This is a genomic window from Candidatus Thiodiazotropha sp. AKAK2 (genome assembly GCF_058244685.1).
On the sequence record NZ_JBSYOP010000015.1, the window covers coordinates 202,720 to 229,604 of the forward strand.

At 46.9% G+C, this 26,885-nt stretch carries 25 protein-coding genes; 17 read left to right on the top strand and 8 right to left on the bottom strand.

Going from position 1 to position 26,885, the window contains the following annotated elements:
• Positions 1 to 20 precede the first annotated feature (20 nt).
• The gene (locus AC4IE8_RS04865) at positions 21 to 431 is read left to right on the top strand and encodes a hypothetical protein (protein ID WP_490790446.1); all 411 of its coding nucleotides are present in this window, start codon (positions 21 to 23) and stop codon (positions 429 to 431) included.
• Between the two features lie 172 nt (positions 432 to 603).
• Positions 604 to 981: a gamma-glutamylcyclotransferase family protein gene (locus AC4IE8_RS04870; protein WP_068994867.1), complete on the top strand. Its 378-nt coding sequence runs from the start codon at positions 604 to 606 to the stop codon at positions 979 to 981.
• 10 nt (positions 982 to 991) lie between these two features.
• Here the strand turns inward: AC4IE8_RS04870 and AC4IE8_RS04875 are convergent, their stop codons facing one another.
• Entirely contained in the window at positions 992 to 1,255 is a 264-nt protein-coding gene (locus AC4IE8_RS04875; protein WP_068995099.1) for a nitrogen fixation protein NifZ, read from the bottom strand.
• A gap of 192 nt (positions 1,256 to 1,447) precedes the next feature.
• Here AC4IE8_RS04875 and AC4IE8_RS04880 point away from each other — a divergent pair, with 192 nt between their 5' ends.
• The 12 genes from AC4IE8_RS04880 to AC4IE8_RS04935 all read left to right on the top strand — a co-directional run bounded on the left by AC4IE8_RS04880 (position 1,448) and on the right by AC4IE8_RS04935 (position 14,212).
• Positions 1,448 to 1,771, top strand: a complete 324-nt coding sequence (locus AC4IE8_RS04880) for a HesB/IscA family protein (RefSeq protein WP_068995101.1) — start codon at positions 1,448 to 1,450, stop codon at positions 1,769 to 1,771.
• An 18-nt stretch (positions 1,772 to 1,789) separates the two neighbouring features.
• Entirely contained in the window at positions 1,790 to 2,680 is an 891-nt protein-coding gene (gene nifU, locus AC4IE8_RS04885) for a Fe-S cluster assembly protein NifU (protein ID WP_490790447.1), read from the top strand.
• Positions 2,681 to 2,682: 2 nt separating this feature from the next.
• Positions 2,683 to 3,909, top strand: coding sequence for a cysteine desulfurase NifS (gene nifS, locus AC4IE8_RS04890; RefSeq protein ID WP_490790448.1), 1,227 nt, complete (start codon positions 2,683 to 2,685; stop codon positions 3,907 to 3,909).
• A gap of 617 nt (positions 3,910 to 4,526) precedes the next feature.
• A complete protein-coding gene (locus tag AC4IE8_RS04895) occupies positions 4,527 to 7,805 on the top strand; it encodes a coiled-coil domain-containing protein (protein WP_490790449.1) in 3,279 nt (1,092 codons plus the stop codon).
• Between the two features lie 190 nt (positions 7,806 to 7,995).
• Entirely contained in the window at positions 7,996 to 9,150 is a 1,155-nt protein-coding gene (gene nifV, locus AC4IE8_RS04900) for a homocitrate synthase (RefSeq protein ID WP_068994871.1), read from the top strand.
• Positions 9,147 to 9,944 (top strand): serine O-acetyltransferase, encoded by a 798-nt coding sequence (cysE, locus tag AC4IE8_RS04905; protein WP_490790450.1) that lies wholly within the window; start codon positions 9,147 to 9,149, stop codon positions 9,942 to 9,944. The genes nifV and cysE overlap by 4 nt, the downstream gene beginning before the upstream one ends.
• The gene (locus AC4IE8_RS04910; RefSeq protein WP_068994873.1) at positions 9,941 to 10,465 is read left to right on the top strand and encodes a hypothetical protein; all 525 of its coding nucleotides are present in this window, start codon (positions 9,941 to 9,943) and stop codon (positions 10,463 to 10,465) included. The genes cysE and AC4IE8_RS04910 overlap by 4 nt, the downstream gene beginning before the upstream one ends.
• Positions 10,466 to 10,487: 22 nt before the next feature.
• On the top strand, positions 10,488 to 10,835 hold the full coding sequence (nifW, locus tag AC4IE8_RS04915) for a nitrogenase-stabilizing/protective protein NifW (RefSeq protein ID WP_068995103.1): 348 nt from the start codon (positions 10,488 to 10,490) through the stop codon (positions 10,833 to 10,835).
• On the top strand, positions 10,819 to 11,277 hold the full coding sequence (locus tag AC4IE8_RS04920) for a nitrogen fixation protein NifZ (RefSeq protein WP_068994874.1): 459 nt from the start codon (positions 10,819 to 10,821) through the stop codon (positions 11,275 to 11,277). Before nifW ends, AC4IE8_RS04920 begins: the two co-directional genes overlap by 17 nt.
• The gene (nifM, locus tag AC4IE8_RS04925; RefSeq protein WP_490790451.1) at positions 11,274 to 12,143 is read left to right on the top strand and encodes a nitrogen fixation protein NifM; all 870 of its coding nucleotides are present in this window, start codon (positions 11,274 to 11,276) and stop codon (positions 12,141 to 12,143) included. The genes AC4IE8_RS04920 and nifM overlap by 4 nt, the downstream gene beginning before the upstream one ends.
• 19 nt (positions 12,144 to 12,162) lie before the next feature.
• On the top strand, positions 12,163 to 13,434 hold the full coding sequence (gene clpX / locus AC4IE8_RS04930) for an ATP-dependent Clp protease ATP-binding subunit ClpX (protein WP_068994876.1): 1,272 nt from the start codon (positions 12,163 to 12,165) through the stop codon (positions 13,432 to 13,434).
• Positions 13,435 to 13,573: 139 nt separating this feature from the next.
• The gene (locus tag AC4IE8_RS04935; protein WP_490790452.1) at positions 13,574 to 14,212 is read left to right on the top strand and encodes a DUF3047 domain-containing protein; all 639 of its coding nucleotides are present in this window, start codon (positions 13,574 to 13,576) and stop codon (positions 14,210 to 14,212) included.
• Positions 14,213 to 14,409: 197 nt separating this feature from the next.
• On the opposite strand, the gene AC4IE8_RS04940 is transcribed toward AC4IE8_RS04935, so the two are convergent.
• The 4 genes from AC4IE8_RS04940 to AC4IE8_RS04955 all read right to left on the bottom strand — a co-directional run bounded on the left by AC4IE8_RS04940 (position 14,410) and on the right by AC4IE8_RS04955 (position 20,082).
• On the bottom strand, positions 14,410 to 15,429 hold the full coding sequence (locus tag AC4IE8_RS04940) for a DUF3179 domain-containing protein (RefSeq protein ID WP_490790453.1): 1,020 nt from the start codon (positions 15,427 to 15,429) through the stop codon (positions 14,410 to 14,412).
• Positions 15,404 to 16,315 (bottom strand): HD domain-containing phosphohydrolase, encoded by a 912-nt coding sequence (locus AC4IE8_RS04945; protein WP_490790454.1) that lies wholly within the window; start codon positions 16,313 to 16,315, stop codon positions 15,404 to 15,406. Before AC4IE8_RS04945 ends, AC4IE8_RS04940 begins: the two co-directional genes overlap by 26 nt.
• Before the next feature lie 145 nt (positions 16,316 to 16,460).
• The gene (locus tag AC4IE8_RS04950) at positions 16,461 to 17,681 is read right to left on the bottom strand and encodes a ribonuclease H-like domain-containing protein (protein ID WP_068994878.1); all 1,221 of its coding nucleotides are present in this window, start codon (positions 17,679 to 17,681) and stop codon (positions 16,461 to 16,463) included.
• Positions 17,671 to 20,082 carry a DEAD/DEAH box helicase gene (locus tag AC4IE8_RS04955; protein WP_490790455.1) on the bottom strand — a complete coding sequence of 804 codons (2,412 nt, stop codon included), beginning with the start codon at positions 20,080 to 20,082 and terminating at the stop codon, positions 17,671 to 17,673. The genes AC4IE8_RS04950 and AC4IE8_RS04955 overlap by 11 nt, the downstream gene beginning before the upstream one ends.
• A 66-nt stretch (positions 20,083 to 20,148) precedes the next feature.
• Here AC4IE8_RS04955 and lexA point away from each other — a divergent pair, with 66 nt between their 5' ends.
• On the top strand, positions 20,149 to 20,745 hold the full coding sequence (gene lexA / locus AC4IE8_RS04960) for a transcriptional repressor LexA (protein ID WP_490790456.1): 597 nt from the start codon (positions 20,149 to 20,151) through the stop codon (positions 20,743 to 20,745).
• A 77-nt stretch (positions 20,746 to 20,822) separates the two neighbouring features.
• On the opposite strand, the gene AC4IE8_RS04965 is transcribed toward lexA, so the two are convergent.
• The 3 genes from AC4IE8_RS04965 to sctU all read right to left on the bottom strand — a co-directional run bounded on the left by AC4IE8_RS04965 (position 20,823) and on the right by sctU (position 23,495).
• On the bottom strand, positions 20,823 to 21,770 hold the full coding sequence (locus AC4IE8_RS04965) for a calcium-binding protein (protein WP_490790457.1): 948 nt from the start codon (positions 21,768 to 21,770) through the stop codon (positions 20,823 to 20,825).
• Between the two features lie 270 nt (positions 21,771 to 22,040).
• On the bottom strand, positions 22,041 to 22,334 hold the full coding sequence (locus AC4IE8_RS04970; RefSeq protein ID WP_490790458.1) for a FliO/MopB family protein: 294 nt from the start codon (positions 22,332 to 22,334) through the stop codon (positions 22,041 to 22,043).
• A 3-nt stretch (positions 22,335 to 22,337) separates the two neighbouring features.
• A complete protein-coding gene (gene sctU / locus AC4IE8_RS04975) occupies positions 22,338 to 23,495 on the bottom strand; it encodes a type III secretion system export apparatus subunit SctU (protein ID WP_490790459.1) in 1,158 nt (385 codons plus the stop codon).
• 573 nt (positions 23,496 to 24,068) lie between these two features.
• On the opposite strand from sctU, the gene AC4IE8_RS04980 reads away from it, so the two are divergent.
• Positions 24,069 to 24,806 (top strand): lytic transglycosylase domain-containing protein, encoded by a 738-nt coding sequence (locus AC4IE8_RS04980; RefSeq protein ID WP_490790460.1) that lies wholly within the window; start codon positions 24,069 to 24,071, stop codon positions 24,804 to 24,806.
• Positions 24,807 to 24,894: 88 nt separating this feature from the next.
• Positions 24,895 to 26,865, top strand: a complete 1,971-nt coding sequence (locus AC4IE8_RS04985; RefSeq protein WP_490790461.1) for an FHIPEP family type III secretion protein — start codon at positions 24,895 to 24,897, stop codon at positions 26,863 to 26,865.
• The last annotated feature ends 20 nt before the right edge of the window (positions 26,866 to 26,885 follow it).

The window sequence follows — 26,885 nt, forward strand, 5'->3', positions numbered from 1 at the left end:
AGTTTTAAACAGAACGTCATATGGACCATCGTGTCATTCTCTATCATAAGCAGGCAACCAGTGCTCGTACCAGATTTCTTAAGTTTGATAACAACACTGTATGCGCCTTCGCACCTTTACCGGATCTTTCAACGGTTGTTGCCTCTCGGCCCGACACTGTGTTTCATCCGAAAGCTATTTTAACTGAAACTGAAAAACGATTGGGATTGCCAAGCGATACTCTGGTTTTTGAAAGTGAGTACCGGCAGACAGTCCAGGTGCCGGGTGAGGATATTGATATTTTATTGGCCGGTATCACTACTACAGATCCGCCCTTTGTGGAAGTGGAGAGGTCAAATGCACAATTCATTGATCTGACCCAAGCCAGAGGACTGCCGGGTGTGGAGCTTGAACTTCTGCGCTGTGCTTATGAACTGATACTTGGCGGTTGAATCAGAATTGCCTAGATGTCTGAATTTCTCATAAAGCATCGGGTTTTTGATTAACAGACGGTGTAAGTCTGTTTCATTCATTCATCAACCTAATGAGTGAAACCGTAGCGAATCAGCAGTATAGTTAGGGTCTGTTAACAGGCCTGAATAAAATCAATAAGATTTTACTGCAATGATATCGACGTCAAGAGTATTCGTTTACGGCACTTTGAGAAGGGCTCAGGTCAATCATGATCTGCTCAACAGTGCAAGCTATCTTGGCAATCACCAAACTCAACCTGTCTACAAGATGTACCATTTGGGCAGCTACCCTGGTGTGGTGAAAAGAGGTAGCACTTCGATTTCAGGTGAGGTCTTTCTTGTTGATGCCCTGACCATGAGCCATCTTGACAGGCTGGAAGGTTATCCCCGCGCCTATACAAGAGAACTCATTCCAACCCCTTGGGGTCAAGCTTGGATCTACCTCTATCGGGGCAGTCTACGTGGTAGACAAATCATACAAACAGGCCGCTGGCATGATGAGATCAACTGGCGCCGTTGGTCTAGATAGACTCGTGGGCTTAGCTTTTCTCAATTTCTGTCGTTGAAAGCTCTTCTGGCCAACATCCTGTAGGTGGGCCAAGATTGAGCTCTGAGTCTTCAAATCTCACCAGATAGAGAACCCTTTCAGGGCTCTCTTCCAAATGACCGGTCTCAATGATCACCCCTTTAGTGCCAGGCTCAGCTAATAAGGCATCCTGAGGAATACCCGGTATACCACCATCGTTATAAATATGACTGGCCGCATAGACCAAGTCGCCTGGAGTTAATTGTTCAAGTGTCATTTTCTCTTCCATTGTAGGTTTTGTTACCTGTGTCGATTCTGGGGATTGTCGTCTATCAAACATGAATATTAAGTAAAAATACGACAATCACTTTAAAAACAATAACTAAGCTGCGAGTGGGGTGCGTGGCACAGGCCTTGCAGTTATCTTGGAAAGTAAAGATGCAAGAGACTTGCCACGGAGAAAATGACCATGCTTACACTGACAGAAAATGCTCAAAAGGCAATCAGCCGTTTCATCAACGGCTCTGAAACCCCGGTTGGGGGATTGCGAATCTCTGTAACCGGTGGCGGTTGCTCAGGACTGCAATATGGTATGGCTCTTGAAGAGCATGCCAATGATGAAGATGCAGTGATCGAGATAGAAGCGTTTAAGATCTTTGTCGATCCCCTCAGCGCACCCATGCTGAACGGCGTTACCGTTGACTTCCTCGATAGCATGGAAGGTAGTGGCTTTAAATTCGAAAACCCAAATGCAACCAACAGCTGTGGTTGCGGCAACTCATTTTCCGCCTAATCAATCAGGAGTAAAGATATGTGGGACTATTCAGAAAAGGTTCAGGAGCATTTCTTTAGCCCGAGAAATGCAGGTGCTGTCGATAATGCCAATGCGATTGGTGATGTAGGTTCCCTCTCATGTGGCGATGCCTTGAGACTGACATTGAAAGTCGACCCGGACAGCGAAGTTATCCTTGATGCAGGTTTTCAAACCTTTGGATGCGGTTCAGCCATCGCTTCAAGTTCTGCCTTAACCGAGATTATCAAGGGTATGAAAATCGATGATGCTCTGAGTGTCAGTAATCAGGATATTGCCGATTATCTCGATGGACTTCCACCGGAGAAGATGCACTGCTCTGTTATGGGCAGGGAAGCACTTCAAGCTGCTGTTGCCAACTACCGTGGTGAGGAGTGGAAGGATGATCATGAAGAGGGGGCGTTGATCTGCAAATGTTTCGCCATCGATGAAGTTATGATCGAAGAGACAGTTCGCGCTAATGGATTACGCACAGTGGAAGAGGTAACCAACTATACCAAGGCAGGTGGTGGTTGCTCTGCCTGTCATGAAGGGATAGAGGAGATTCTGACCCGAATTCTGGCTGAGAAGGGTGAAAATTTTGACCCCAATGCAGTCGCTGGAGAGATAAAGAAACCAAAGTCCGGACTGACCAATCTGCAACGGATGAAACGTATCGAAGAGTTGCTGGACGAGATTCGTCCGAATCTGCAGCGAGACCATGGCGATGTCGAACTGGTCGAAGTCGATGGTAAATACATCTACGTGAAAATGATAGGCGCCTGTGCCGGTTGCCAGATGGCAGCAACGACTTTGGGCGGCATACAACAGCATCTGGCAGAAGGTCTTGGTGAGTTCATTCAGGTCCTGCCCGCCGAAGAACTGGCTCGCCGAGCCGCGATGGAGGCCTAGACATGAGTGGTAAAGAGATATCTGAAGGCATCTATCTGGATAATAATGCCACTACCATGGTAGCACCTGAAGTAGTTAGTGAGATGCTGCCCTATTTTACCGAGCAGTTTGGTAATCCCTCTTCGTTGCATCAATTTGGCGATAAGGTAGGGCGAGCTTTGAAGAAAGCCCGCAAGCAGGCCCAGACACTGTTGGGAGCGCAATACGACTCGGAGATAATTTTTACATCCTGTGGTACTGAGTCGGACTCTACTGCAATACTGTCAGCACTCAAAGCTCAGCCTGACAGAAAGGAGATCATTACCACGGTGGTGGAACACCCGGCAGTACTCACCCTATGTGAACACTTGGAGAAAGAGGGCTACAAAGTTCACTATTTGAAAGTGGACAGTAGGGGGCGCCTCGATATTCAGGAGTATTACAAACTGCTGTCAGACAATGTTGCGATAGTCTCTATAATGTGGGCCAATAATGAGAGTGGCACACTGTTCCCTGTCGAAGAGATGGCCGAATTGGCGCGCCAGGCTGGCGTGCTGTTTCATACAGACGCGGTCCAGGCGGTAGGCAAGCTACCGATTAACCTGAAAGAGACCTGTATCGATATGCTCTCCCTTTCAGGCCACAAATTACATGCTCCGAAAGGGATTGGCGTACTCTACCTACGAAGAGGCGTACGCTTCCGTCCGCTCCTAAGAGGTGGACATCAGGAGAGAGGGCGTCGGGCCGGTACTGAAAATGCCGCATCGATCGTTGCACTTGGCAAGGCCTGTGAAATGGCAATGGAAGCAATGGAATACGAAAAGTCCTCAGTAAAGGCGATGCGCGATCGTTTGGAGCAGGGGATCCTTGAGAAAGTAAGCCACTGTTTTGTAACTGGAGATCCGAATAATCGACTTCCCAATACCTGCAATATCGCTTTCGAGTATATCGAAGGCGAAGCCATTCTCTTATTGTTGAACAAGATGGGAATCGCTGCCTCCAGTGGCTCTGCCTGCACATCAGGCTCCCTGGAACCATCACATGTAATGCGGGCCATGGATATTCCGTTTACAGCTGCCCACGGTTCAGTCAGGTTATCCCTTTCACGCTACAACACCATGGAAGAAATAGAGCGGGTAATTGATGCGATGCCACCCATTGTGGCTCAACTGCGTCAGCTCTCCCCCTACTGGAGTGGTGATGGACCTGTGGAAGAGCCTGAAAAGGCATTTGCACCCAGTTATGCATAGTTTATTCAGAATTGGCTGACTCCTCTCCGTTCTTTACCCCAGCGTGCTGCATTTTTCTGAAAATCCACAGACAGCTCTTACCCTCTATCAAACAACAGAGGGTAAGGGCAAAACTTCTTTCATCTACTTATCAGGTGCCTATCTTGAGTGATGGATCAAGCGACAGATCATCAGTTTCGATCCCACGATAGGCTCAGGATTCACTAAGTTTCTGAGAAAACATTCCTGCTCAATTCTTGGCCAGATTAAAAAGAAAATGAGACTTACGTCACGATTCATGGTGCCTTATGGGTGTTCTAATAAAAAGCTCCATGGAATCTTTAATAATATCAGTTGTTTAGATTGAGTCTAAAATAAACTGCCAAGTCTGGGTTGTAGTGGCTCCCTACAATTTAACTGTTTACAGTATTACAAGGGCCTGAAGCGTTAAGTCTTTCTCTGCAGTCGTAAATAAGGAGGCTCTGACATCCACGTAGGATATTATGAGAGCTGTGAGGCGTGTAAGCGACACTATTAATCAGGTTTTGGGTGATCAGGGATTGATTGCAAAAAGAATCGGCAGCTGCCAATTATCATGGAGACCGATGTAACAGCTGTTTGAGATACGAGGATCGTAGATGCATCACGCATATGAAAATAGGAATTCTCCACAGGATAGTGGACTGGCAAAAAACAATTTGGCCTGTCCCAACTACACAATATCTACTGATTCTCAGTCAAAATACCCCACACCTTGGTCATATCTTGATATAGCAAACAGCTATGACATGGCTCAGTTAAAGATACTCGATAGAGATTGTTCCGGCATAACCTCATCTCTCCCGGCTCTGTTTTTACACCATCATCAAATCCCTGATCTATGGTTCTTGAGATCCGCACAAGTGCTACAGAGCAATCCCCCTTTCTGCGGTGTAAGTCGTAGTGAACCAGCTGACTGTTACACACGACCACACTGGGATCCTATCGATTTTGAAACCTCTTCAAAAACAAAGCAACAGAAAAATATGGATAAATCGAGCAAGCAGATGCGAAATCATCGGCAATCTCAGGAGTTGCAATTAGAGCAAAGCAGTCAGCTTTCAAGCAACACTCATGATGACAAACCAGAACAGGATGAGCTTAAGTCACAGTCCCCCAAAAAAATGATGGAAATGAAAAATGAGCTCGAGGATATAAAAAACAGTCAGCTGGAGCGAGTCAATGAAGTAAAATTGGAGGTGAAAACTCTAAAAAAGAGAATTGAGGAGAAAGAGTTATCACGACAACGGTTACAACGGGAGAAGATCGCACTAGCAGAAAGTCTAAAGGCTGAAACAGCGCATAATTTAAGGTTTGTTGAACAGACGAAATCACTGGATGATCGTATAGAGGGTCTGGAGCAAGCGTTGAAAGCAAGGACACAGATTATCCGAGAGACAGAAGAACTACATTCCAAAGCCCTAGAAAATGTAAACCAGAAACTTGAGTCAGCAAATCAAAACATACAGGCGTTGAAAGAGTCTCAATCGCTGTTGGAATCTACGATTGAATATCAGAATAGTGAGTTCAGTCAGTTGCAGGAGAGCAATCAGGCACTGGTAGCCGAGCATCAGCAGGCAAAAGAGGGTCAGTTACGCAATCAATCAGAAGTTACTGCACTGAAACAGCAATTGCGTGACTCACAGGACAAATCGAACAGGCAACTTGCGACGGTGCGCGCACAAGCGCAACGCGATTCAGAATCACTTCAACAGCAGATGACCCATACCATGGAATCTGCGCTCGAGGCCAAACAACAACAGACCGATGAGTTACAGACCCGGCTGAACAACGAGATCAAAGCACTCGAACTTGAGTTGGATAGAACCCGTACGAATGCAAAACAGCAACTCTCTGAGGCTCGGCATAAAGCACAAACTGATCTTCAGGAACTACAGGAAGACATGACCCTTACTCTGGAACAGGCCGTACAGGCTGAACAACAGCAGGCAATGGAGGTGCAGGGTCGTTTAGGTAATGAGATAGAGCTGCTCAAACAGACAGTAGAAACGATACAGTCAGATGCTGACCAACAGCTGGATGAAGCGCGGTATCAGACTGAACAGGAAATCATCTCATTGAAACAACAGATGAATCTGGCGGTGGAATCTGAAAAGCAAAAGCTTGAGAGTGAACTGACACATTTGATGGCAATGAATGAGGATCTGAAAAAAGAGTTGCAAGAAAAACAGGCAACCGCTGAGAGACAACTCGACGAGTTAAAACAGCTGACAAAGACAGAATTGACGTCACTCCGAGAACAGATGATTCTTGCAAAGGATCAAGCTGTTTTAGCTGAAAGGGCACGTAGCACGGAAGAAAAAACTACACTACAGGATGAATTAGATGTGCTGAACAAGAAATTGTTTGAAATAGAGAGAGAGCATTCAGTAGAGCTGGATCAGGTGAGAGAACAGGCGCGTAGAGGTTCACAACTGGATCTTGACCGTATGAGCCAGGCTCTTGAGGCAGAAAAACAAATAGCCCTTGATCAACAGATGCAATTAACAGCTGAAAATGAGTCATTGAATCAGCAATTGCAGATCACACGCGATCAAATAGATCAGCAACTGTCAGAGGTAACACAAAAGGCTAAGCAAGATTACAACAAGCTTCGTATGCAAATGGATGAAGCCTTGGAAAATGAGAAACAGCAGGCCAATTTGGAACTGACCGGTCTACAAGTGAAAGTCGAAGAGCTCACGCATCAACTTCAACTATTAGAGTCAGAATCTGAAAAACAACTGAAGGACGAGCAACAAAAGGCACAAGTCGAATACAGCAGATTAGAGGAACAATTTAATCTGGCGCTGGAATCCGGGAAATTGAAGCTCAAAGAGGAGAAGGTGCGTTTCGAAGCTGAATCTCAACATCTGAATGAGCAATTAAATAGAGTTCGCAGTGAGACTGAGCGTGAGCAACAAAAACGGCTAAATCAAGAGGACCTGTTACAGCAGGAGCGTAATACCATTCGTCTATTGAAAGATCAGTTACAAGAGACTGAAAAGATTCTGCGTGATACAAAAGAGCGTATGGCTGCTACTGCAGATAAAGACCAGAAGATAATAATCGAATTAAAAAAGCAGTTGGAAACACACTTGACTGAAGTAAACTCGGAAGAGGCAGCCCATGATTACCAGCAACTCTCAGCACAAAAAGATGAGCTGATATCAGAAGTAACAGCTCTACAGGCACAACTCGATAATCAACAACAAACTCAAGTTGAGATAATACATAGCCTGGAGGGAGAAAAGGCAGCACTTGAAGAGAACCTGAATAAATATCAGGGTGAAGCAAAGATGGCCAAAACGACCATACATATAATGAAGAAAAACCAGGATTCTCTGAGTCTCGAAAAAGAACAATTGGCAAAACAGCTGGATGAACAAAAGACTGAGACTATTGCCATACAAGCGGAACTGAAGGCTTCACTTGAATCCATACAGCAGGAGAATGGATCTTTACGTCATCAGCTAGCAACTGCAACATCACAAAACAGGGATGAAGATACCCTACAGCGTGCTCATCAGGAAAACAGGCTTCTGAAACAAAAGATCAAAGGATTAAAAGAGGTGCAACTGGAGATGGAGCGTCAATTGAATGCTGATGGGGGTGTTGAAATCAAGTCGGTACTCGACGAATTGAAAGCAACTCAACTAAAACTTAGAAAGGCTGAAAAGCTGGCTCAACAGAGAGATCTGCTATTGCGGGAAAATCAGATTCACGAGAGTGCAATTGAGATACTGAGTCAGGATCTGGATTCGATCGTATTGGAGAAAGAGAGTCTGATCGAAGAGTGTGACTACCTTAGAAATGAGTTGCACTACCTCAAAGCAGGGAACTCAAACAACGGTGAAAAAGGCGTTTCCGCTGAATAGTCATGTATCCAGCTGATCTACAGACAATCCCGTCGCGACGACAGCAGCCATTGCGGGATTGTCGTCTTTCCTACAATTCGTAGTAACCAAACACTCAGTCAAATGTTGTCAGTAACGTATCTTGCTGAAAAATAAAATATAATTATCATGGCACAGTGATTGCAAACTCCTTATTAACAAGGAGACCGTTATGCAATCCAAACCATCCAAAGTCACCATCAACGATACTACCCTGAGAGACGGTGAACAGTCTGCCGGGGTGTCATTCACCCATCAGGAAAAACTAGCCATAAGTCGCTCACTCGATGAGTTGGGTATCCATGAACTGGAAGTTGGCATTCCGGCAATGGGTGCTGAAGAGCGGGAAGCGATTCAGTCTGTCGCCATGAGTGTAAATCATGCAAAGCTTATGGTCTGGTGTCGCATGCACAGTCAGGATATCAACCACTGTCGTGGTTTAGGTGTTCAGATGGTTGATCTCTCGATGCCGGTTTCAGACCAACAGATCAGTAACAAGCTTGGTCGCTCCAGGCAGTGTGTGCTTGAACAGATCGGACCCTGTATCAAGGAAGCCCTGGATTTAGGCCTTGAAGTCTGCGTTGGCGGAGAAGATGCTTCCCGAGCTGATCCTGAGTTTCTCTGGCAGGTGGTCGAACAGGCGGAAATCGCTGGTGCGCGACGGTTTCGCTTTGCAGATACCGTTGGGATCATGGAACCCTTTCAGGTCTACGATGCCATCCGTGATCTTCGTGCTATTTCGGATATCGAGATAGAGATGCATGCTCATGATGACCTTGGTCTCGCCACTGCCAATACCCTAGCCGCCATTCGCGGTGGTGCTACACATGTGAATACTACCGTACATGGTCTGGGTGAACGTGCAGGAAATGCGCCACTTGAAGAGGTGGTGATGGGATTGCGCCGCTTTCACGATCAGGGACATGAGATTGACATGACACGATACTCTTCCCTGTCAGAACTGGTTGAATACGCCTCCGGCAGAAAGGTCGGATGGCAAAAAAGCCTGGTTGGAGCCGGTGTGTTTACACACGAAGCCGGCATCCATGTGGATGGCCTGATGAAGGATAGACGCAATTACCAGGGTGTCGATCCGGCTGAATTGGGACGCGATCATCAATTTGTCTTAGGTAAGCACTCCGGTAGTCATGCGGTCATACAGGCTTATGCAGACATGGGAATGGCCCTCAATCGGTCACAGGCAGAATCACTGCTGATGAGGGTGAGACTCCACGCTGTACAAAATAAGCAACCACCAGGACCAAGAGATTTACGCCGCTTCTACCTGGAAATCAATCAGGACGCTCAGGAGTGGACACGTCAATGATCAACAGTGACGCGATTGCTGATGTTGGCACACCCTCCACCCCAGGGTCAGTCTGGCAAATGGTGGGTGAGGATATCCGTTGTGTATTCGATCGTGACCCTGCAGCTCGTACCCGCCTGGAGATTATTACCACCTATCCTGGGGTACATGCGATTATGCTCTACCGTATGGCCAATCGCCTATGGAAGCGGGGCTGGCGTTATCTTCCAAGACTCATCACCTACATCGGCAGAATCTGGACCAGTATCGATATTCACCCTGGGGCTACCATAGGGCGCCGCTTTTTTATTGATCATGGCACGGGAGTAGTGATCGGTGAGACGGCTGAAGTGGGGAATGATGTAACGCTCTACCACGGCGTTACCCTGGGCGGTGTCTCGTGGAACAAAGGCAAACGTCATCCGACACTTGGTGATCGGGTAGTGGTCGGTGCCGGGGCGAAAATTCTAGGTCCCATCGAGGTTGGAGAGGAGGTCAGGGTCGGAGCAAATTCTGTCGTGGTCTCAGCCGTGCCTGCAAATAAAACCGTTGTCGGCATACCTGCCAAAGTTGTTCAAACACAGCGTGTTAACAGTGAACATGGTTTCGATCTAAACCACCATCTGATTCCGGATCCAGTGGCCGAAGCGATCAACTGTCTGCTGGAACGGATTCGAATCCTGGAAGGGGAAGTTGGTGTGTATGGCTGTCTACCCGGTGGCGAGAAACCTGAGGACGAGTGCCGCCGATGCGATGCCAAGTTGGTTTGTGAACCAGTTAATCCAGAATCTTTAGTCACGGAGTCAGTGAAATGACAGTAGATCTTCTCGATTTCGATAGCGAGGACCTCTATTTCGACGAAGCTATAAATTCAGAAGCCAAACAGTGCCTGGATAGTGCGGCTGAGAATTATGGTGAAGAAAAAGCGGAAAAGGAGCTGCTCAAGGCCTATTTCCTGGAACCGGAACATCCGATGATACTGGTGGCGCTTTACCGCTATTTCTACTACCAGCATCGGTTGACTGAAGCCCTGATCGTTGCTGAACGGGTTCTGGTGGTAATCGGTAAAAGGCTTGAATTTCCCGTTGACTGGCGTGATCTGAGCGAAGGACGTTTGGGTAGTGGTGTCATGATTTCAATGACACTGATCCGGTTCTACATGCTGGCCCTGAAGGGAGCTGGATTTCTGGAACTGAGATTGGGTAAATATGAATCGGCACTGGAACGTCTTGAAAAAGTAGCAGAACTTGATTCCAAGGACCGCCTTGGCGCTCTGGCTCTGCTTGAAGTTGTCCGTAACGCGCTGAGCTGTCAAACCGACAGTGTATCAGCATAACACAAGCTACAGGAGCTGAATGATGAGTGAGAGTGAATTCGAGCTGGATATGGATGAACTCAGCAGCGCTGAGGACTTTCTGGACTATTTTGAAATCGAGTACGACGCTTCTGTGGTGCATGTCAATCGTTTGCATATTCTGCAGCGCTTTCATGACTACCTGGATGAGATCAGTGCCATGCCTGAGAGTGATGATGAAAAGTATCAACTCTATGCAGGAATGTTGAGCAGTGCATACAGTGATTTTGTCGAATCTGATGCTTTGACCGAGAAGGTCTTTAAAGTTTTCCATATGCACGAACCGGTAACAGTAAGTGTGCCACTCATGGATCTTAGCCAGCAGGTGGATAGTCTTGCGTCCAAAGTATGAATATGGCCAAGCAGTTCGCGTGATTCGCAACCTGCGTAATGATGGCACCTATCCCGGTGAGGCTACCGGGCGACTGTTAGTCCGTCGGGGCAGTATTGGTTACGTAAGGGATGTGGGTACCTTTCTGCAGGATCAATTGATCTACTCAGTTGACTTTGTTGAGCAGAACCGGCGGGTGGGTTGTCGTGAACAGGAGTTGCAACTTGAAAGTGATCCCTGGATACCAACCCGTTTTGAATTCCGAGACAAGATCACTCCAAAGATTCCGCTGGTACTGAAAGGCGATGTGATTGCCAGACCAGGGGATGAAGGTGAGATCGAAAAGACCTTGAGAGATAATCCGGGTGGTCCCGCATACCATGCCCGTTTTAGTGGCAGAACCCTGCTGGTACCTGAAAGTGCATTGGATTTTCTGAATCCCGGACTTGAGGAGGGAGCATGAACTTGGCTGAAAAAAAACCAGAGGTTTCACCGGTATTCAGCTATCACATGTTGCGTAATGCACTGAGTAAGTACCAGAAGAACCTGACACAACTCAACCCGGTTGAGAATGAAGTTGTTTACAAGATAGCGACAAAAAGTTTTGATCTTGAGTCTCTGGTGATCGCTAGCAAAGAAGCAGAAACTGTGGTTATCTCCGAGCAGCAATTGGATCGTGCTATTCAGGATGTGGCTGAACGTTATCAAACTGATGAGGAGTTCACCGGCGACCTGCAGGACAATGGATTGAATTTGGATGGCCTACGCAGTGCACTCTATCGAGAACTGCTGTTTGACGGAGTGATGCAGAAAGTCGCCTCTCGAAGTGCTGATATCAATGATCTCGATATCCAGCTGTTTTACGAAATGCATCACGATCGCTTTCAGACCCCTGAAACACGAATCGCCCGTCACATTCTGATTACGATTAACCCTGATTTTCCTGAGAATACCCGGCCTGCAGCCTATAGCCGGATGGAGAGTGTAATTGAAAAACTCGCCGGTCGAGTGAATCGATTTGATCAGTTTGCCAAACGTTATTCTGAGTGTCCCACTGCGATGGAGGGTGGCAAACTGGGAGAGGTATCGAGGGGGCAACTCTATGAAGCATTGGATGCAGAGCTGTTTAACATGCAGATGGATGAAATCAGCCCGATCGTGGAGTCGGATTTGGGATTGCATATCCTCTATTGTGAGAAGATCAAACCGGCAAAACGTGTACCGTTATCAAAAGCAGCGCCAAGGATCCGCGAAATTCTTACTGAACGCCAACGACGTAATTGTCAGAAGTCCTGGTTAAACAGTCTGCAAGCCAAACTTCCAGCCTAGCCAGGCCATGTGAGTAACAATGACTGATAATCACAAACATTGCTCTTTCTGTGGTGAACAACAGACAGCGGATAGTCCACTGATTGCCGGCATAGAGGGGCATATCTGTGAGGAGTGCGTACGTCTTGCAGCTCAGGTTGTTGCCAGCTGGGGTAGACGTCGCTCTACCAGTAAACCGTTTGAAAACATGCTTAAACCGACCCAGCTGAAAGCGCAGTTGGATCGCTATGTGGTTGGGCAGGGGCTGGCAAAAGAGACATTGGCGGTTGCGGTCTACAATCACTACAAACGCCTCAGCATGGAGCACAACAATACTCAGATGCCAACCAGTAACGACCAGGAAGTCGAGATCGAGAAATCGAACATCCTGCTGCTTGGTCCCTCTGGAACCGGAAAAACCCTGCTGGCAAGCACTCTGGCGCGTGTCGTCGGTGTGCCATTTGTAATTGCCGATGCAACAACCCTGACCCAGGCCGGTTATGTAGGCGAAGATGTTGAAAGCATCATTGTGCGTCTGCTAGACAGTGCGGATGGCAATCGGGAACTGGCCGAATGGGGAATTATCTATATCGATGAAATCGATAAGCTGGCCCGTTCCGGTGAATCTTCCCACGGAACCCGGGATGTCTCGGGAGAAGGGGTGCAGCAGGCCCTGTTGAAGCTGGTGGAAGGTACCCGAGTAAAATTGAGTCAGAAGGGTAGAAAAGAGTCTGGTGAAGAGCTTTTTATCGACACACGGAACATCCTGTTCATTGCAGGCGGGGCTTTCGCCGGGCTTGAGCGTCTGCTGGAGAAAAGGATGAATACCGGTAAAGGTGGGATCGGATTCCATGTCGATCTCTCGGATACAAGCAAGGCCAATGATCAACTTAGACTCTTTGAAGAGGTACAGCCAGAGGATTTACGCCATTTTGGCCTGATACCAGAGTTTATTGGTCGTTTTCCGGTCATTACCGCTTTACATGACCTGGATGAACATGCCTTGGTGAAAATATTGACACAACCCCGGAATGCATTGCAGCGGCAGTACCAGAGGCTGTTTGAGTTTGAGGGGGTCAAACTGGAATTCACGGAGGATGCATTGATGGCCATTGCCCGTCAGGCGCTCGATCGAGGCACCGGCGCCAGAGGATTGCGTGGCGTCATGGAGGGGTTGCTGCGGAAAGTGATGTATGAAATGCCCTCCATTGATGGCGCCAAAGCCTGTCTGATCGATGAAAAACATGTAAACCAGGAGATTGCTGTAACAATCTCATGTGATGAAGAATCAACTCAACGCCAAACCGGATAAAGAATAGAGCTTTTTGAATCCCAATCGTTGGTTTGCGAGTATAAACCTTGTACGCTTTGTGCTGAGGCTGTCTATACTGTCGCAGATTAAGAGTGACTGAATGCAATATTCACAGTCACCGGATAATTAGGATAATCAGATGCGAATTCAAACCGGTTTTCCCGCTCTTCTGACACTACTGCCTGCTATGGCCTCCGCAGGTCAGACTATTACAGTCGATATGTTGCCGATTGAGGATTGGACCGAAGTCAGTTTCAAGGACAATACAACCTATCAGGCCGTCAATGAGAAGGGAGCACCACCCAGCCTGAAGGCGATCAGTCAGAGCAGTGCTTCAGCCTTGGCCAAACGGATCAAAGTCAATCTGGAGAAAACCCCGTACCTGAACTGGCGCTGGAAAATCGATCAGGTATTGGATAAGCCAGACGAGCAATCCAAAGCGGGAGATGACTACCCAGCGCGTATCTATGTCGTAAAAGAGGGCGGCTGGGCGCCATGGCGGACACGCTCGATGAACTATGTCTGGTCAAGCAGTCAGCCTGTGAGTAGTGTTTGGGCCAGTGCATATACGGGGCAATCCATGATGGTGGCCATTAAATCCGGGGATCAGCAGGCAGGTCAGTGGCAAATGGAAAAACGTAATGTCAGACAGGATTTCAAGAATTTTTTCGGCGAAGAGATAAACACCATTGATGTGGTTGCAATCATGACCGATACGGATAATACCGAATCTATGGCAACGGCCTGGTACGCTGACATCTTCTTTTCGGCGGAATAGGATAGTTCCGGATTACATAAGTGTACGCACGCTAAATGCTGTATCCCACTGACAAAACGCCACTCAGCGTTGCTCGTCGTTCATTTGGAATAACCAAACTACACTCCTCGCGCCTTGATTGGCACGTTTTCAGGCACCACAGGGCGTATTGGATTCGTGTTAACAGGCCCCAGCAGCATCATTGAGACTTAAGGCGATTATTTTATTTCCGGATCAGTTGCTCTGAAAATCTCTGTTTGAGGGTGAAAGGCATACCAGGCAAACCAGAAAGCTGTAGTGCTTGGCAATAAATTATCCGCTAGGTCATAGGCATTGGCCGTTTGGTTTTGAATATCATATTTAACTGTCAACTGCTGACCAGCCAGATTCTCTTTGATCAATCCGTCTGTTTTAGACAACTCTATGAAAGGATAGGCCTTGTAGGTGCCGTTAACTTCCAACCCCAGTACCCGCTCCTTCGGATGATATCCCTTGGACCGAAATTCTACCGGAAAGTAGAGATCCCGGCTTTTGTCGTAGCCCCGATAGGGTGAACGCTGGTAGTCTCGTGAAAATCCTGTGTCATCAGATAGTACCAACGTATCAGGGTATCGATCAGACCAGTCGGCCCAATTGGTGTGTTGTAAGGGAACATGACGTAAACGATCCCCCTGGTGCTTTCCGCTGATACTTTGCTTCATGATTTGTGACCACAAAGACTCACTGGCGCGGTCATAGAGCAGTACATCACTGTTGTAGAGCAAGCCAGAAACGCCAAACATCAGCGGATTGCCTCTGACCGTTGCTTCGAATGCCATACCCGTACCACAGAGTGGACAGAAAGTAATGACGATGGGTTCCTGCCTGAAGCGGTCGTTGACAATTTCATGCCAGTTCAGAATATTGATTGGATAGGCCTTTACGATACCATTCCTCTCCACCCCCAGAATGCGGTCTTCTGGTTTTAAGAAGTCTGCATCATCGGCATGCACAAATTGAGGTTCATCAATCGCCGGAATCCCATCACGGGGAGGTCCACCAGGTAGAATTTCAGAAACTTCGATGATCGCATCTGTAACATCAAAACCATTCTTATAGATGGCACCTGCGCTGATCTGAGCAGAAGTAAACAGCAAACAGAAACCAATCCACACAATCCTTATGTTGACTAGATTATCTCTCTGTCTCTCTATAATCGTCATAACATTTCGACTATGCAGTTTGAAGATAGGCGGCATTCGACTGGATCAATTCCTGTATTAGATCAGAGTCGATTTCCATTTGTCGGGCCATCACCGAACCTCGTTTTCCAGTTGCTGTGATGCGCCACTCATGATTGACAGTTTCAACGACTGACTCAGACCCGCAATTTGGGCAATAGACCAAATCACCGCTTTGCTGGTTTTTACGTAACGCAATGGTTGGTCCGCAGAGTAAACAGGTCTGCAGTGGGATGCCGTCATAGGAGTGCCCGATTATTGAAGAGAACTTACCTCTACGGGCAATTTCGAGGAACACATGTCCGAAATTTCCATCGAATTGTGTATGCAGATTAAACTTTATGATTTTCAATGCTTTGACGATGGACATGCCCTGTCGGTATGGGCGGGTACTCGTCATGGCATCAAAGGCGTCGCAAATGGAGACAATTCGTGAGTCCGTGTCGATGCTTTCATCATCCAGGCCATAGGGATAACCAGCTCCATCGGGACGTTCATGATGTTGCAGAATCGAGCTTTGAACGAGCGGTGCCAACGGGTGTCCATCAATGATACGGGCACCTACCGAAGGATGAGTTTTGATCATTTCATACTCACTTTCGGAGAGTCTTGCCGGTTTCTTCAATACCATGTCGGCGATGGCTACCTTACCAAGATCGTGTAAAAAACCGGCCAGAGTTATCCTGGCAACCTCGGCTCTGTCCAAACCAAGGGCCTGGGAGAGTAGCCTGCAATATTGGGAGACACGCCAAAGGTGACCACCAGAGTAGGGATCTCTGGCTTCCACAACCCAGGCCATATTTAGGAGTGACCGCCATAAAGGCTGGTAGAACCTGGGGTGTATGGTGAGTAGATTGTTTTTTTCATGTCGACCACCGGTTGATACAGGAAAAAGGCTGATCATGGGAAATTACCTCTCTATTCTGTATGGAGTCAGCTGTCAGGTAATAGAGAATAAACAGATTAATCGGGCACCTTAATAGCTGTACGCTGTGGTTCGATTGTTGGATTCAATCTGATGAGCCCGGCAGTGAGGGGGAGTGAAACTGTTAGCTTTGCAAAACAGTAAATTGATATGCTGGACTCAGCCTGAGATCTGCCTTACGCTGCAGGCGTCTCAGGCGATGTGTACGTGCCTGGCAATCTGGAAGCTGCCGGCAATAGTGACGAGCCGCCTCCAGATCCTTGCTGACGTGTTCGTGGTATTTTGCAAGTTTTTCAAGGGCCTCCGGGCACCGATTTTGAGCAAGTTGATACCATAGCTGGGTGGCACCCTGCCAGTCTCCGGATTTCTGCAAGAGGTGAGCCAGATATCCCTTGCTCCTTTCATCGGCCTGTTCGACTCGCTTCCTCAACAGGTCGCAAGCCTGCTCTCTATCGAATTTCCCAATCCAGCGAGCCAGACTGTAGAGGTCCAGGTCATAACGGTCCGGATCTCGGGTTATTCTCGCGAGCTCTGTATGAGCCGCTACTAGTGAAACAATGTCGTTCTGATTATGCTCGACTACCTTAAGCAGTTTTTGTTCAGAACCACGCTGCAGATAGTCAAACCAGGCGGCAGGAGCTTCTGAACCGGGCAGATCGCCAACCCGGTGATATCCGAGTAGGCGTTGCTCCAGGGTAGCGAGACGACAATTCGGCCAGTGGTGCCGAAACAGACGCCGGGTGGGGTGCAGTAGATCGAGATGGGGCAGGCGATCAAACTGTTGCTTACGGGAGCTGATGCGAAAACGGCTGATCAATAGGGGAAGGTCATAACTTTTGCCGTTGTAACTGACCAGACGTTCTGCCGTCTCAAGCCCCAATGCAATTTTTTCCAGCATTTTTGTTTCAGCTGAAAAACGGGTGATCAATAACTGACGCAGGCAAATTGCTGATCGCTCCATCCAGGCATAGCCAATCAGAAACGCGAGGGTGCCGCTTCCCCCTGAAAGTCCGGTGGTTTCAGTATCCAGGTAGTAGTTTTTCAGGGTTACACGATCATCGCCGGGTAATTGTGGAGCAGTTTGCAATTCACTTAACTGCATTGCTCCAAGTTTTGAGTTCAGTGGAATCTGCTTTTCGATCTGGATCACGCCCTCAGCAATCAGTCTGCCCTCAAGCTGTTCGGCAAGCCGGCTGTCTGAGTGGGGTCTGTGACTGCTATCCCTGTTCGGTTGGCCAACACGATGCGGTATCTTCAAAGCGTTCGGCTGATGTGACAGCGTAGGAGCTTTTTGTCGGCCACCAGCCTGGCTCTGAAGCTGGCTGAGTCTGGTTTTAAGAGTCATCGTTCGATAGCAGTGAAAGGACGGTTAATGCAGACTGTTTGGCTGAATTCCTACCCTGTTCATCCCCTGCCAGAATCGGTCCGATACATCCAGGACAACCACAAGCACAGTCACATGACTCAACCAGATTTCGTGAATCAACAACAATCCTCCTGCGAATTTCGAAAAGTGGGTTTGTTATGCCGATGCCACCTGGATAGTTGTCGTAGAGAAAAAGTGTTGGCGTGAATTGATCCAGACTGGCGGGATCGATGTTTTGTCCGCTGCGATCACTCAGAGTGCCACGGCCACTGTTCTCCAGGCTCGCATACCAGCGGTCCTGACCATCCCCAACGGCCCGGCCGATATCACGTGGTTCTGAAAGCATGCGCATGGTTGCGATAACATGCATGGCATAACCGGCGCCGAGAAATCCGTCCAGTGCCGCCTGGCGTGAGGCAAAGGCCTGATCCAGTGCAATGGGATTGATCTGCCACCAGACTGCGGTGGTATGCATCTCCTGGTCAGGCAGATCGATCTTGCCATACCCTACATTTTCATGGGTGTAGTAGCGGATCTTCTTGTAACCGGCAACCCGGGTAACCAGATGAACTTCCCCCTGGGATACCTGGTAGCGGAAATGCTCTTGTGACTCGAAGTTTTGCAGAATCTTAAGTCGGGTATAGTCAATGGCATCGGTATAGTAGTCGGCCTTTGTCTGGGTTACAAAAGCCTTTCGCCCCTCCCAATCGAGTTTTTCAACCTGATAGGGCATTGACTGAATCATATAGATGGCACCCTCATAAAGAGTCATGGGAGCTGAGCTGAAATCAACTTCAGCAATGATTCGCTTTTCTCCATCCGTAGTATCAATAACCACAAAGTTTCCCTCGGCAACGGAGCGAAGACTGACGCTGTTGGCCGGGTAGCTGTCCGCCATCCAGTGCCACTGCTTGCCCTCCCGATGTAGAATGCCATGTTCCTCCAAATAGCTGAGCATCTCTGACAGATCCTGTTTGCCAAATCTGTCACCCTCTTTGAATGGCAGCTCAAAGGCAGCACATCGGATGTGATCCAATAGAATCAGCAATTGATCCGGATCGATTCGAGCCTGTTCCGGTGCGGCTCCCAGGAAAAACTCTGGATTGCGAATGATGTATTGATCCAATGGCAGGCTGCTGGCGACCAGGACTCCGACTGCTGAACGCTGACGTCGTCCCGCACGTCCCAATCTCTGCCAGGTTGCGGCAATCGTGCCCGGATAACCGTTGAGTATTGCGAGATCCAGTGAGCCAATATCCACACCCAGTTCAAGCGCAGAAGTTGAAACCACACAATCGATCTCTCCTTGACGCAGTCGCTTCTCCAATGAACGGCGCTCGGTGGGCAAATAGCCTCCCCGATAGGCCGCAATTCGTGATGGGTAGCGGGGATCGTGGTCGAAATTGTCTTTCAGGTATTTGGTCAGGACCTCGACCATCAGCCGGGATTGCGCAAAAACGATACTCTGTAGACCATGCTTTACGGCACTCTTAGCAATCCGTGTACTCTGGGAGCGGGCTGATGCCCGTATACCCAGGTCATGGTTCACAACCGGAGGATTCCACAGCAGCAGATGCCGGGCCCCTTGTGGAGCGCCGCTTTCTGTAATCGCCGATACGTTTGCATGGATCAGTTCCCTGGCCAACTCGGCCGGATTGGCGATGGTGGCTGAACAGAGGATAAACTGCGGTTCAGATCCATAGAACTTACAGATCCTCTGCAAACGTCGAATCACATTCGCCACATGTGATCCGAAAACCCCTCGATAAGTGTGCATCTCATCGATCACCACATAGCGAAGATTCTCAAAAAACTGGGCCCACTTTGTGTGGTGGGGCAGGATACCCTGATGCAGCATATCCGGATTTGAGACCACAATATCCCCCCGGGTCCGGACAGCTTTTCGTGCATCTCCAGGGGTATCGCCATCAAAGGTGAAAGCCCGTATTCCTAGCGACTCCGAACGATTTATCTCATTGATTTCGGCGACCTGATCCTGAGCCAGAGCTTTGGTGGGAAACAGGTAGAGGGATTTGGCGCAATCTTGTAGTGCAGCCTGCAAAACCGGCAGGTTGTAACAGAGCGTCTTTCCGGAAGCCGTTGGCGTGACAACCACGGTATGTTGTAAAGATTGAATTGAACTCCAGGCAGCAGCCTGATGAGAATAGAGCTGTTTAATCCCTCTGCTGATCAAGGCGCGAGAGAGTCGAGGATCAAGATCATCAGGAAATGGGGCAAATTTGCCGGGGCGGGCTGGTATGGTCAGTTCACCGGTAATTCGCTCCGCATTGCGCTGTCGCAGTTGATCAGCAAATTGATCGGGAGTATGGCATAGGGGGATGCCGGTATCTGAGTGAATCGATTCTGCGGGTCTGCTCATCAGGCTGTTCTCTATTCGTTCTCTAGTCTAGAATAGAGAACAACAGGAGAACAAACAAGCCCTCTGATGCGATTAACCAGAAGACAACAAGAGATCTACGATATTCTGCGAAGTGATGCGGATGTTCTGCAGCGACCACCAACCTACGATCAGCTCTGCCAACGACTGGGGTTGAGTTCCCGGGGATCCCTGCACAAGCATATCCAGGCTTTGGTAGTGGCAGGCCTGGTCAAGCCAATGGCAGGAAAACAGCGTGGGATTCGACTGGTATCAGCAGATCAGCAAGAGCAGGGGATACCCATGTTGGGTCGGATCGCTGCTGGACGTCCCATTGAGGCCGTTGAGCAAACTGAAAGGATCTCAGTGCCTGACCCTATGGCTGGCAGCAACCCCCGCTATGCCCTCCAGGTATCGGGTGATTCGATGATCGATGAGGGAATCTTCGATGGAGATTACGTTGTCATTGAACAGTCTGCAACAGCGGATAATGGTGACATAGTCGTTGCTTTGATCGATCAACAGGAGACAACCTTGAAACGTATTGAACAAAAGCCAGGTCAGATCATTCTACACCCAGCCAACGCTACCATGAGCGCCATGGTCTACAAGCCCGATCAGATTCAGATCCGGGGAATTTTAAGGGGGCTTATTAGATATTACTAGTATAGTATTGATATTATAGAATAATTATATCTCCAAAGTGTGAGTGAGAGGAGCCGGAGGCTCCTCCCTGGCTTGAACTATCTGGGAGAGATCAGGTTCAGCGGAAATCCTCCTCCGCCCAACAGATTTCCACCTCCACCCAGCAGGCAGGAAAGGTGTGACAGAGGGTTGAACAGATCCATGCCAGCGCGGATCTTGTCATTTCCAGGGCCGCCAGAGATGTCGTCACAACCTCTACCTCCCTTGATATAGTCATCTCCGCAACCACCGCGGATGGTGTCGTTACCACTTCCACCTCTGATGTAGTCATTTCCATGACCACCCCAGATCCGGTCATCACCACGACCACCGCGAATATTGTCATTGCCACAGCCGCCGGAGATCATGTCATCACCACGACCACCACTGATGCGATCATTTCCAGAACCGCCCCAGATGGAGTCATCACCGCGACCACCACGAATGCAGTCATCGCCGCTACCACCAATCAGTCGATCGTTGCCACTGCCACCACTGATACGGTCGTTGCCGGCGCCGCCCCATATGGAGTCGTTACCGCTACCACCACGGATGCAGTCATCACCACTACCACCGACCAGGATGTCATTGCCACTGCCGCCACTGATGCGGTCATTGCCGCCACCACCCCAGATGGAGTCATTACCACTCCCTCCACGGATGCAATCGTCACCAGCACCACCAATGATCGTATCATTGTCACTGCCACCGATCAGTGTATCGTCACCCGATCCACCACGTAGTGTATCGTTACCGTTACCACCATTCAGGGTTATATTATTTTTAGGACCGCAGAGCTGCTGACCGCTCATGGTGATGTTGTCATTACCATTGCCACCCCGGATTTCGAGATTTTGTGCCTCTTGCGCGCTAAAATTATAGGTTTTTCCATTAACGCATACATCGACCGATCCATCGTAGTTGGTATGGACGTTAATGTTGTCATTACCATTTCCAGCATCAAGAACTGTTTTTCCGCAGCCCCTGGTTACCGATGTGTCGTCCATTGGATTTGGACATCCACACTGGTTTGTTGCATTTACTCCTGTCATATCACTTACTCCATGTAATAAGAATCTTAAGATTGAGTCATTCTAAAGCTAAGTTAGAATTACCCACTGCTTATTCAACATGAGAGAAGTCTTGACGACTAGTTATGAATTACCCTAGCTAGGGTTATTATGTATTTGCAACTTTGTGTAGCTGGTCATACATATGGAGAGCAATCCTTCGGTGTGAAAACTCTGTTCTCCACAGAAGAAACTTGTCATGGTTTGTCACCCTTCAGGGCTATCCCGGTTGACAGAGCCGTTTTGCTCATCGATTAGCATTTTATCCAGTAGGGTCATCCCTCCCGCCGTAATTCCCACCAGGTATTCATGCTGCCGATATGCGACGACTACAACCCGTTCACGTGAGCCAACCGGGAGGGTTAATAAGAGGTTTATGCGATTTGAACCACTTTGCTTTACATGAAACCCCTTAAGAGCTTTAAGAAACAGCCAGGCGAGAGCGACCACTAATATCAGCGCCATGAGTGTAAACAGGAGTTCTTGCGCGTAATTTTCCATCGTTTAAAGAGCTGCCTCATCAGGATAGCGGGTTAAATCTTCTCCCGGTGCTTTGATTTGCTTTGATTTCTTACCATCATCTTCCAGTTCATTATCGATCCTCTTTCTCACCTGGGTTGCCCATAAGATGACCTCGGCCATGACATCAAACAATTCGCTTGGTATGACATCACCTTCTTTGGTATCGGAATAGAGTGTTCTAGCAAGATCAATATTTCTTAGAATTGGGACATGAGCGCTCTGAGCTGATTCACGCATTGCCCTGGCTACAAGATCCTCACCTTTAGCAGATACGGTTGGAACAGGTGTTTTTTCCCGATCATAGTCAAGTGCAATCGCAAGATGAGTAGGATTTACTACAATCACGTTAGCGGATCCTGCTGCTTCGGCGGCACTCTGTTGTGACCACTCCTGATGTGCTTGTCGCCTCTGTTGTTTTATCATCGGATCACCTTCATTCTCTTTATGCTCCTGCTTGATATCACGCATGCTCATTCGGAGCTTTTTGATATAGGAAAACCGTTGGTAACCGGCGTCCAGTATAGCGATGAACAGAAATATCCCTATTGACCAGAGTAACAGGCTTAGAAGCATGCCCCAGAAAGTCGTCCCAATAAGGTTTGTCATGGTTTGAGGTAATTTGACTAGGTCTGGTATCCAGGCTTTGAGTACTAACCACCCGATAAGAAATAGAAGCGCTGTTTTGGCAATGGATTTGATGACCTCAACGAGGTTGTCCATACTAAACATCCTTTTAATACCTGATGCCGGATTAAGGTGCTCCATTTTGGGCTTTACCTTCTCTAAGGTCATGACCGGTCCAGCCTGTAAGAACTCGACTAGAGTCCCTAGAATAGCAGCAGGGATGATCAACAGTGCTGTAAGTTCAATCAGTGTATCGTAAGATTCTCTGCCTATCGCAGTCAGTAGATAGGCAAAATCCACGTTTCTTCCGGCTTGGCTTAGAGTTATGGAGAGCAGAGCTGCAAAACGATCTATAATGTAGTATAGAGACACACCAAGCAAGACAATCCAAAGGATCATCACACCGGTACTTGAGACATCCTTGCTTTTGGCTACATCACCTTTTTTTCTGGCATCTTTTAGTTTTTTTGGCGTGGGCTTCTCTGTCTTGTCACCACTATCATTCTTATCAGCCATCAATGCATCCATTGCATAAAGTAAGTTGTTGACTGAAGCATACCCTGATAAGCGAAAGATGTGAATTCTAATCATTGGACATTATGCAATGGCTTATCAGACGAAGATTCTAAACAATGTTAAGTGATCCAAGCTTTCATTATTTTATGAACATCGTACAGCTACCGGATAGTGAACATATACTGAATTTTTATATTACATTATTCATTAATGACTGACTTAAAACTCCTCAGTAGTTGCTTTTAACTGTAACTGTTTAGTTACTTGATATCGGAAATCGAGTCGCAAATCCGTGATTAATTATTTTTGTTAGAAAATGATTGCAATCGTGTTTGAATTTCGTAATCATAGCCGTCGCATCAAGCTGATAGCTATTGATTGATTCGCAGTGAGAACCGATGTTCTGAGTCAGTGCACGTTTGCCAAGGATTGGCCATACTGTGTGACATGATTCTCAATATAAAAAAAACAGGTACGATATCTGTCACGTTGTAGTAATGTTTACTACTTAAGATCCCCAGATATGATTTGTCGTCACTGGTGGATAAGGTGAAAAGGAACAAAGGAATGATAATGAGACATGAAGTCTTAAAGCTTTTTGCCAAAATATCGGTGATATTTTCTGTTCAGATTGCGTACTGCTCACCCTATCAATTCAACTATGACCTCGTTGGAAACAGCGACAGAGTATTTCCACTACCGGCCGGTTACGTAAGACCCCAACTCTTGGAATCCTCTCCAATAAGGTCACAACTACTAGAATTGTACGGAAATCAGGAGCTGATAATACGAGACGAAACGAAGCGTATTAGTCAAGAATATAGCTACGGAGATTTACAAGATCCTGTAGGTTATGACGAAAACAATCGGTATAGAATATTCAAGACCGTACCGAATCATCAGTTTGTAGAAGATATATTCATTGTATCGCAAGAATATAATATCGACCCCTTACTTCTTCATGCGATAGCCGAAATTGAGTCTGCTTTCAACGCTGAAGCTGTCTCTAAGGCCGGTGCTAAGGGATTGATGCAGGTTATGCCAGATACTGCGCGTCGTTTCGGTATGCAGAATCCCAATCAAGAGCTATTTAATCCAATAAGCAATCTTCGGATTAGCTCAAACTATATCAGATCACTCCATAGTTTATTTGGTAACAATATACCGTTAATCCTCGCTGCCTATAATGCAGGTGAGAATGCTGTTATCAAATATGGCTACAAAATACCTCCATATAAAGAGACAGAAAACTACGTAAAAAAAGTTATGAAAAGATATCTTCAATTAAAAGATAAATCGTATCGTTTATAGATACAGAGGTATTGAACCAGTGGAGTATTGTCAAAATAGATAATTAATATCTAGGACAATCAGATAAAGGAACTATGAGTGTAGTACAGTGAGTATTCAAGCATTCTTACATAGCGAAAAAAAAACAGATCATGGCATTTTATCAAATGTCAGCGATCTGTTTCTGGCTGTAGGAATAGTTGCAATTATTGCACTGATGGTATTGCCATTACCGCTTCTGGTCTTGGATGCATTGGTTGCGCTTAATATAGTGATTGGGTTGATATTGGTGCTGATGGGAGTCTATATAACATCACCACTCCAGTTTTCTGTTTTTCCCTCAGTTCTTTTGATCAGCACTTTATATAGACTCGCACTATCTGTTGCAACAACCCGTATGATACTTTTACATGGGGATGCAGGGCACATCATCGACACATTTGGGAACATGGTAGCAGGCGGAAATATTGTTGTTGGTCTTGTTGTGTTTCTTATTATTACATTGGTGCAGTTCATTGTGATAGCCAAAGGAGCGGAAAGAGTAGCTGAAGTCGCAGCAAGGTTTACCCTTGATGCAATGCCAGGAAAACAGTTATCGATAGACTCCGACCTAAGATCTGGTTTAATTGATAAAGATGAAGCCAAACGAAAAAGGCGGGAGATCGAACTGGAAAGTAAGCTTCATGGCAGTATGGATGGAGCAATGAAGTTTGTAAAAGGTGATGCGATTGCAGGCATAGTTATCATCATAATAAATTTAATTGGTGGACTGGCTATTGGTGTACTCCAGCTTGATATGGATATGAGCGCAGCCATGGCGAAATATTCAATATTGACAGTTGGCGATGGGATGGTTGCGCAAATTCCTGCATTACTTGGCGCTATGTCTGCGGGATTGATTGTAACTCGTGCAACTGACGAAAAATCTGATCGTCATTTGGGTGATTCTATTCAGAAACAATTGACAGCAATTCCTCGTGTAACCCTGGTTGCAGGTGGTCTATGTATGTTGTTAGCACTGGTACCGGGTTTTCCGAGTGGTATCTTTGTAGGAATAGGTGCTCTTCTACTTCTGTCTGGTGCTTTACTCGTACCATTTTGGAAGTCGAAAATAGAAAAAGTAACAAAACCTACTTTCGAAGTAATTTTAAGTAATAAAGATTCCACTAGTAATCTAGAGAAAGTTGTTAATCCAATTACTGAAGTAAAACCAGCAGTACCACTACTATTACAACTACCCGTTGAGTTATCAGATACAGAAAAATCAAAAAATCTGATGATTGAAATAGAAAAAAAAGTTAACGAGTATCAGGTAGATATTGGAATACTTATACCAAAGATTAATCTCCATTGGTACGGAGATAAGAAAACTGGGTGGCAGTTACTTGCTTATGAGGTGCCTATAATTAGCGATAGTTTTGAAGGTGAAAATATATTGCTTGAGATGCCAATTAAAATACGAGAGGCATTACGTAGAAATATTACACTATTTCTTGGTCTACAAGAAACCAGCACCATGCTGACTCAACAGACTGCTGAAATTCCAGATATTATTAAGGAAGTATTACGAATCGTACCTATGCAATCACTTTCAACTATTCTCAGAAACTTAATCGAAGAAGAGATACCAATCCGCAACCTAAGAGGGATACTGGAAGCACTGATTGAGACCGGTCAGCATGAAAAAGATATCAATAATCTGACTGAATATTCTAGGATTGCATTACGCAGACAGATTACACACAGATATGCACCAAGTGGTGTATTACAAGCTGTCATATTGACTCCTGAATTAGAGGAAAAACTATTGCAGTCGGTGCGTGTTACTTCTGGTGTAGTTCAAATGTCATTGCAGCCACAGCAAGCAGAGAAAATTATTGCCAACATACTTGCCTCGATACAAAAACATAATCCTACTGCGATTGTTACTTCGGTACAGATAAGGCGTCATATTAGAAAAATGATCGAGAACGAAGCATTTGATGTTCCAGTTTTATCGCACAATGAACTCTTACCCACAATCAATATAAATATTGTAGAGAGAGTGAATGTACCTGATTTACTGCTGGAAGCAGTATAAGTGTTAGTAATAATGGAAGT

Coding starts and splice junctions, on each gene's coding strand:
- AC4IE8_RS04970 (WP_490790458.1), bottom strand. CDS start 22,334: ATGGAAAATTACGCGCAAGAACTCCTGTTTACACTCATGGCGCTGATA.
- nifW (WP_068995103.1), top strand. CDS start 10,488: ATGAGTGAGAGTGAATTCGAGCTGGATATGGATGAACTCAGCAGCGCT.
- nifM (WP_490790451.1), top strand. CDS start 11,274: ATGAACTTGGCTGAAAAAAAACCAGAGGTTTCACCGGTATTCAGCTAT.
- cysE (WP_490790450.1), top strand. CDS start 9,147: ATGATCAACAGTGACGCGATTGCTGATGTTGGCACACCCTCCACCCCA.
- nifV (WP_068994871.1), top strand. CDS start 7,996: ATGCAATCCAAACCATCCAAAGTCACCATCAACGATACTACCCTGAGA.
- AC4IE8_RS04945 (WP_490790454.1), bottom strand. CDS start 16,315: ATGATCAGCCTTTTTCCTGTATCAACCGGTGGTCGACATGAAAAAAAC.
- AC4IE8_RS04940 (WP_490790453.1), bottom strand. CDS start 15,429: ATGCCGCCTATCTTCAAACTGCATAGTCGAAATGTTATGACGATTATA.
- AC4IE8_RS04965 (WP_490790457.1), bottom strand. CDS start 21,770: ATGGACGACACATCGGTAACCAGGGGCTGCGGAAAAACAGTTCTTGAT.
- AC4IE8_RS04880 (WP_068995101.1), top strand. CDS start 1,448: ATGCTTACACTGACAGAAAATGCTCAAAAGGCAATCAGCCGTTTCATC.
- AC4IE8_RS04980 (WP_490790460.1), top strand. CDS start 24,069: ATGAGACATGAAGTCTTAAAGCTTTTTGCCAAAATATCGGTGATATTT.
- nifU (WP_490790447.1), top strand. CDS start 1,790: ATGTGGGACTATTCAGAAAAGGTTCAGGAGCATTTCTTTAGCCCGAGA.
- AC4IE8_RS04870 (WP_068994867.1), top strand. CDS start 604: ATGATATCGACGTCAAGAGTATTCGTTTACGGCACTTTGAGAAGGGCT.
- AC4IE8_RS04875 (WP_068995099.1), bottom strand. CDS start 1,255: ATGACACTTGAACAATTAACTCCAGGCGACTTGGTCTATGCGGCCAGT.
- AC4IE8_RS04955 (WP_490790455.1), bottom strand. CDS start 20,082: ATGAGCAGACCCGCAGAATCGATTCACTCAGATACCGGCATCCCCCTA.
- lexA (WP_490790456.1), top strand. CDS start 20,149: ATGCGATTAACCAGAAGACAACAAGAGATCTACGATATTCTGCGAAGT.
- sctU (WP_490790459.1), bottom strand. CDS start 23,495: ATGGCTGATAAGAATGATAGTGGTGACAAGACAGAGAAGCCCACGCCA.
- AC4IE8_RS04950 (WP_068994878.1), bottom strand. CDS start 17,681: ATGACTCTTAAAACCAGACTCAGCCAGCTTCAGAGCCAGGCTGGTGGC.
- AC4IE8_RS04935 (WP_490790452.1), top strand. CDS start 13,574: ATGCGAATTCAAACCGGTTTTCCCGCTCTTCTGACACTACTGCCTGCT.
- AC4IE8_RS04865 (WP_490790446.1), top strand. CDS start 21: ATGGACCATCGTGTCATTCTCTATCATAAGCAGGCAACCAGTGCTCGT.
- nifS (WP_490790448.1), top strand. CDS start 2,683: ATGAGTGGTAAAGAGATATCTGAAGGCATCTATCTGGATAATAATGCC.
- clpX (WP_068994876.1), top strand. CDS start 12,163: ATGACTGATAATCACAAACATTGCTCTTTCTGTGGTGAACAACAGACA.
- AC4IE8_RS04895 (WP_490790449.1), top strand. CDS start 4,527: ATGCATCACGCATATGAAAATAGGAATTCTCCACAGGATAGTGGACTG.
- AC4IE8_RS04910 (WP_068994873.1), top strand. CDS start 9,941: ATGACAGTAGATCTTCTCGATTTCGATAGCGAGGACCTCTATTTCGAC.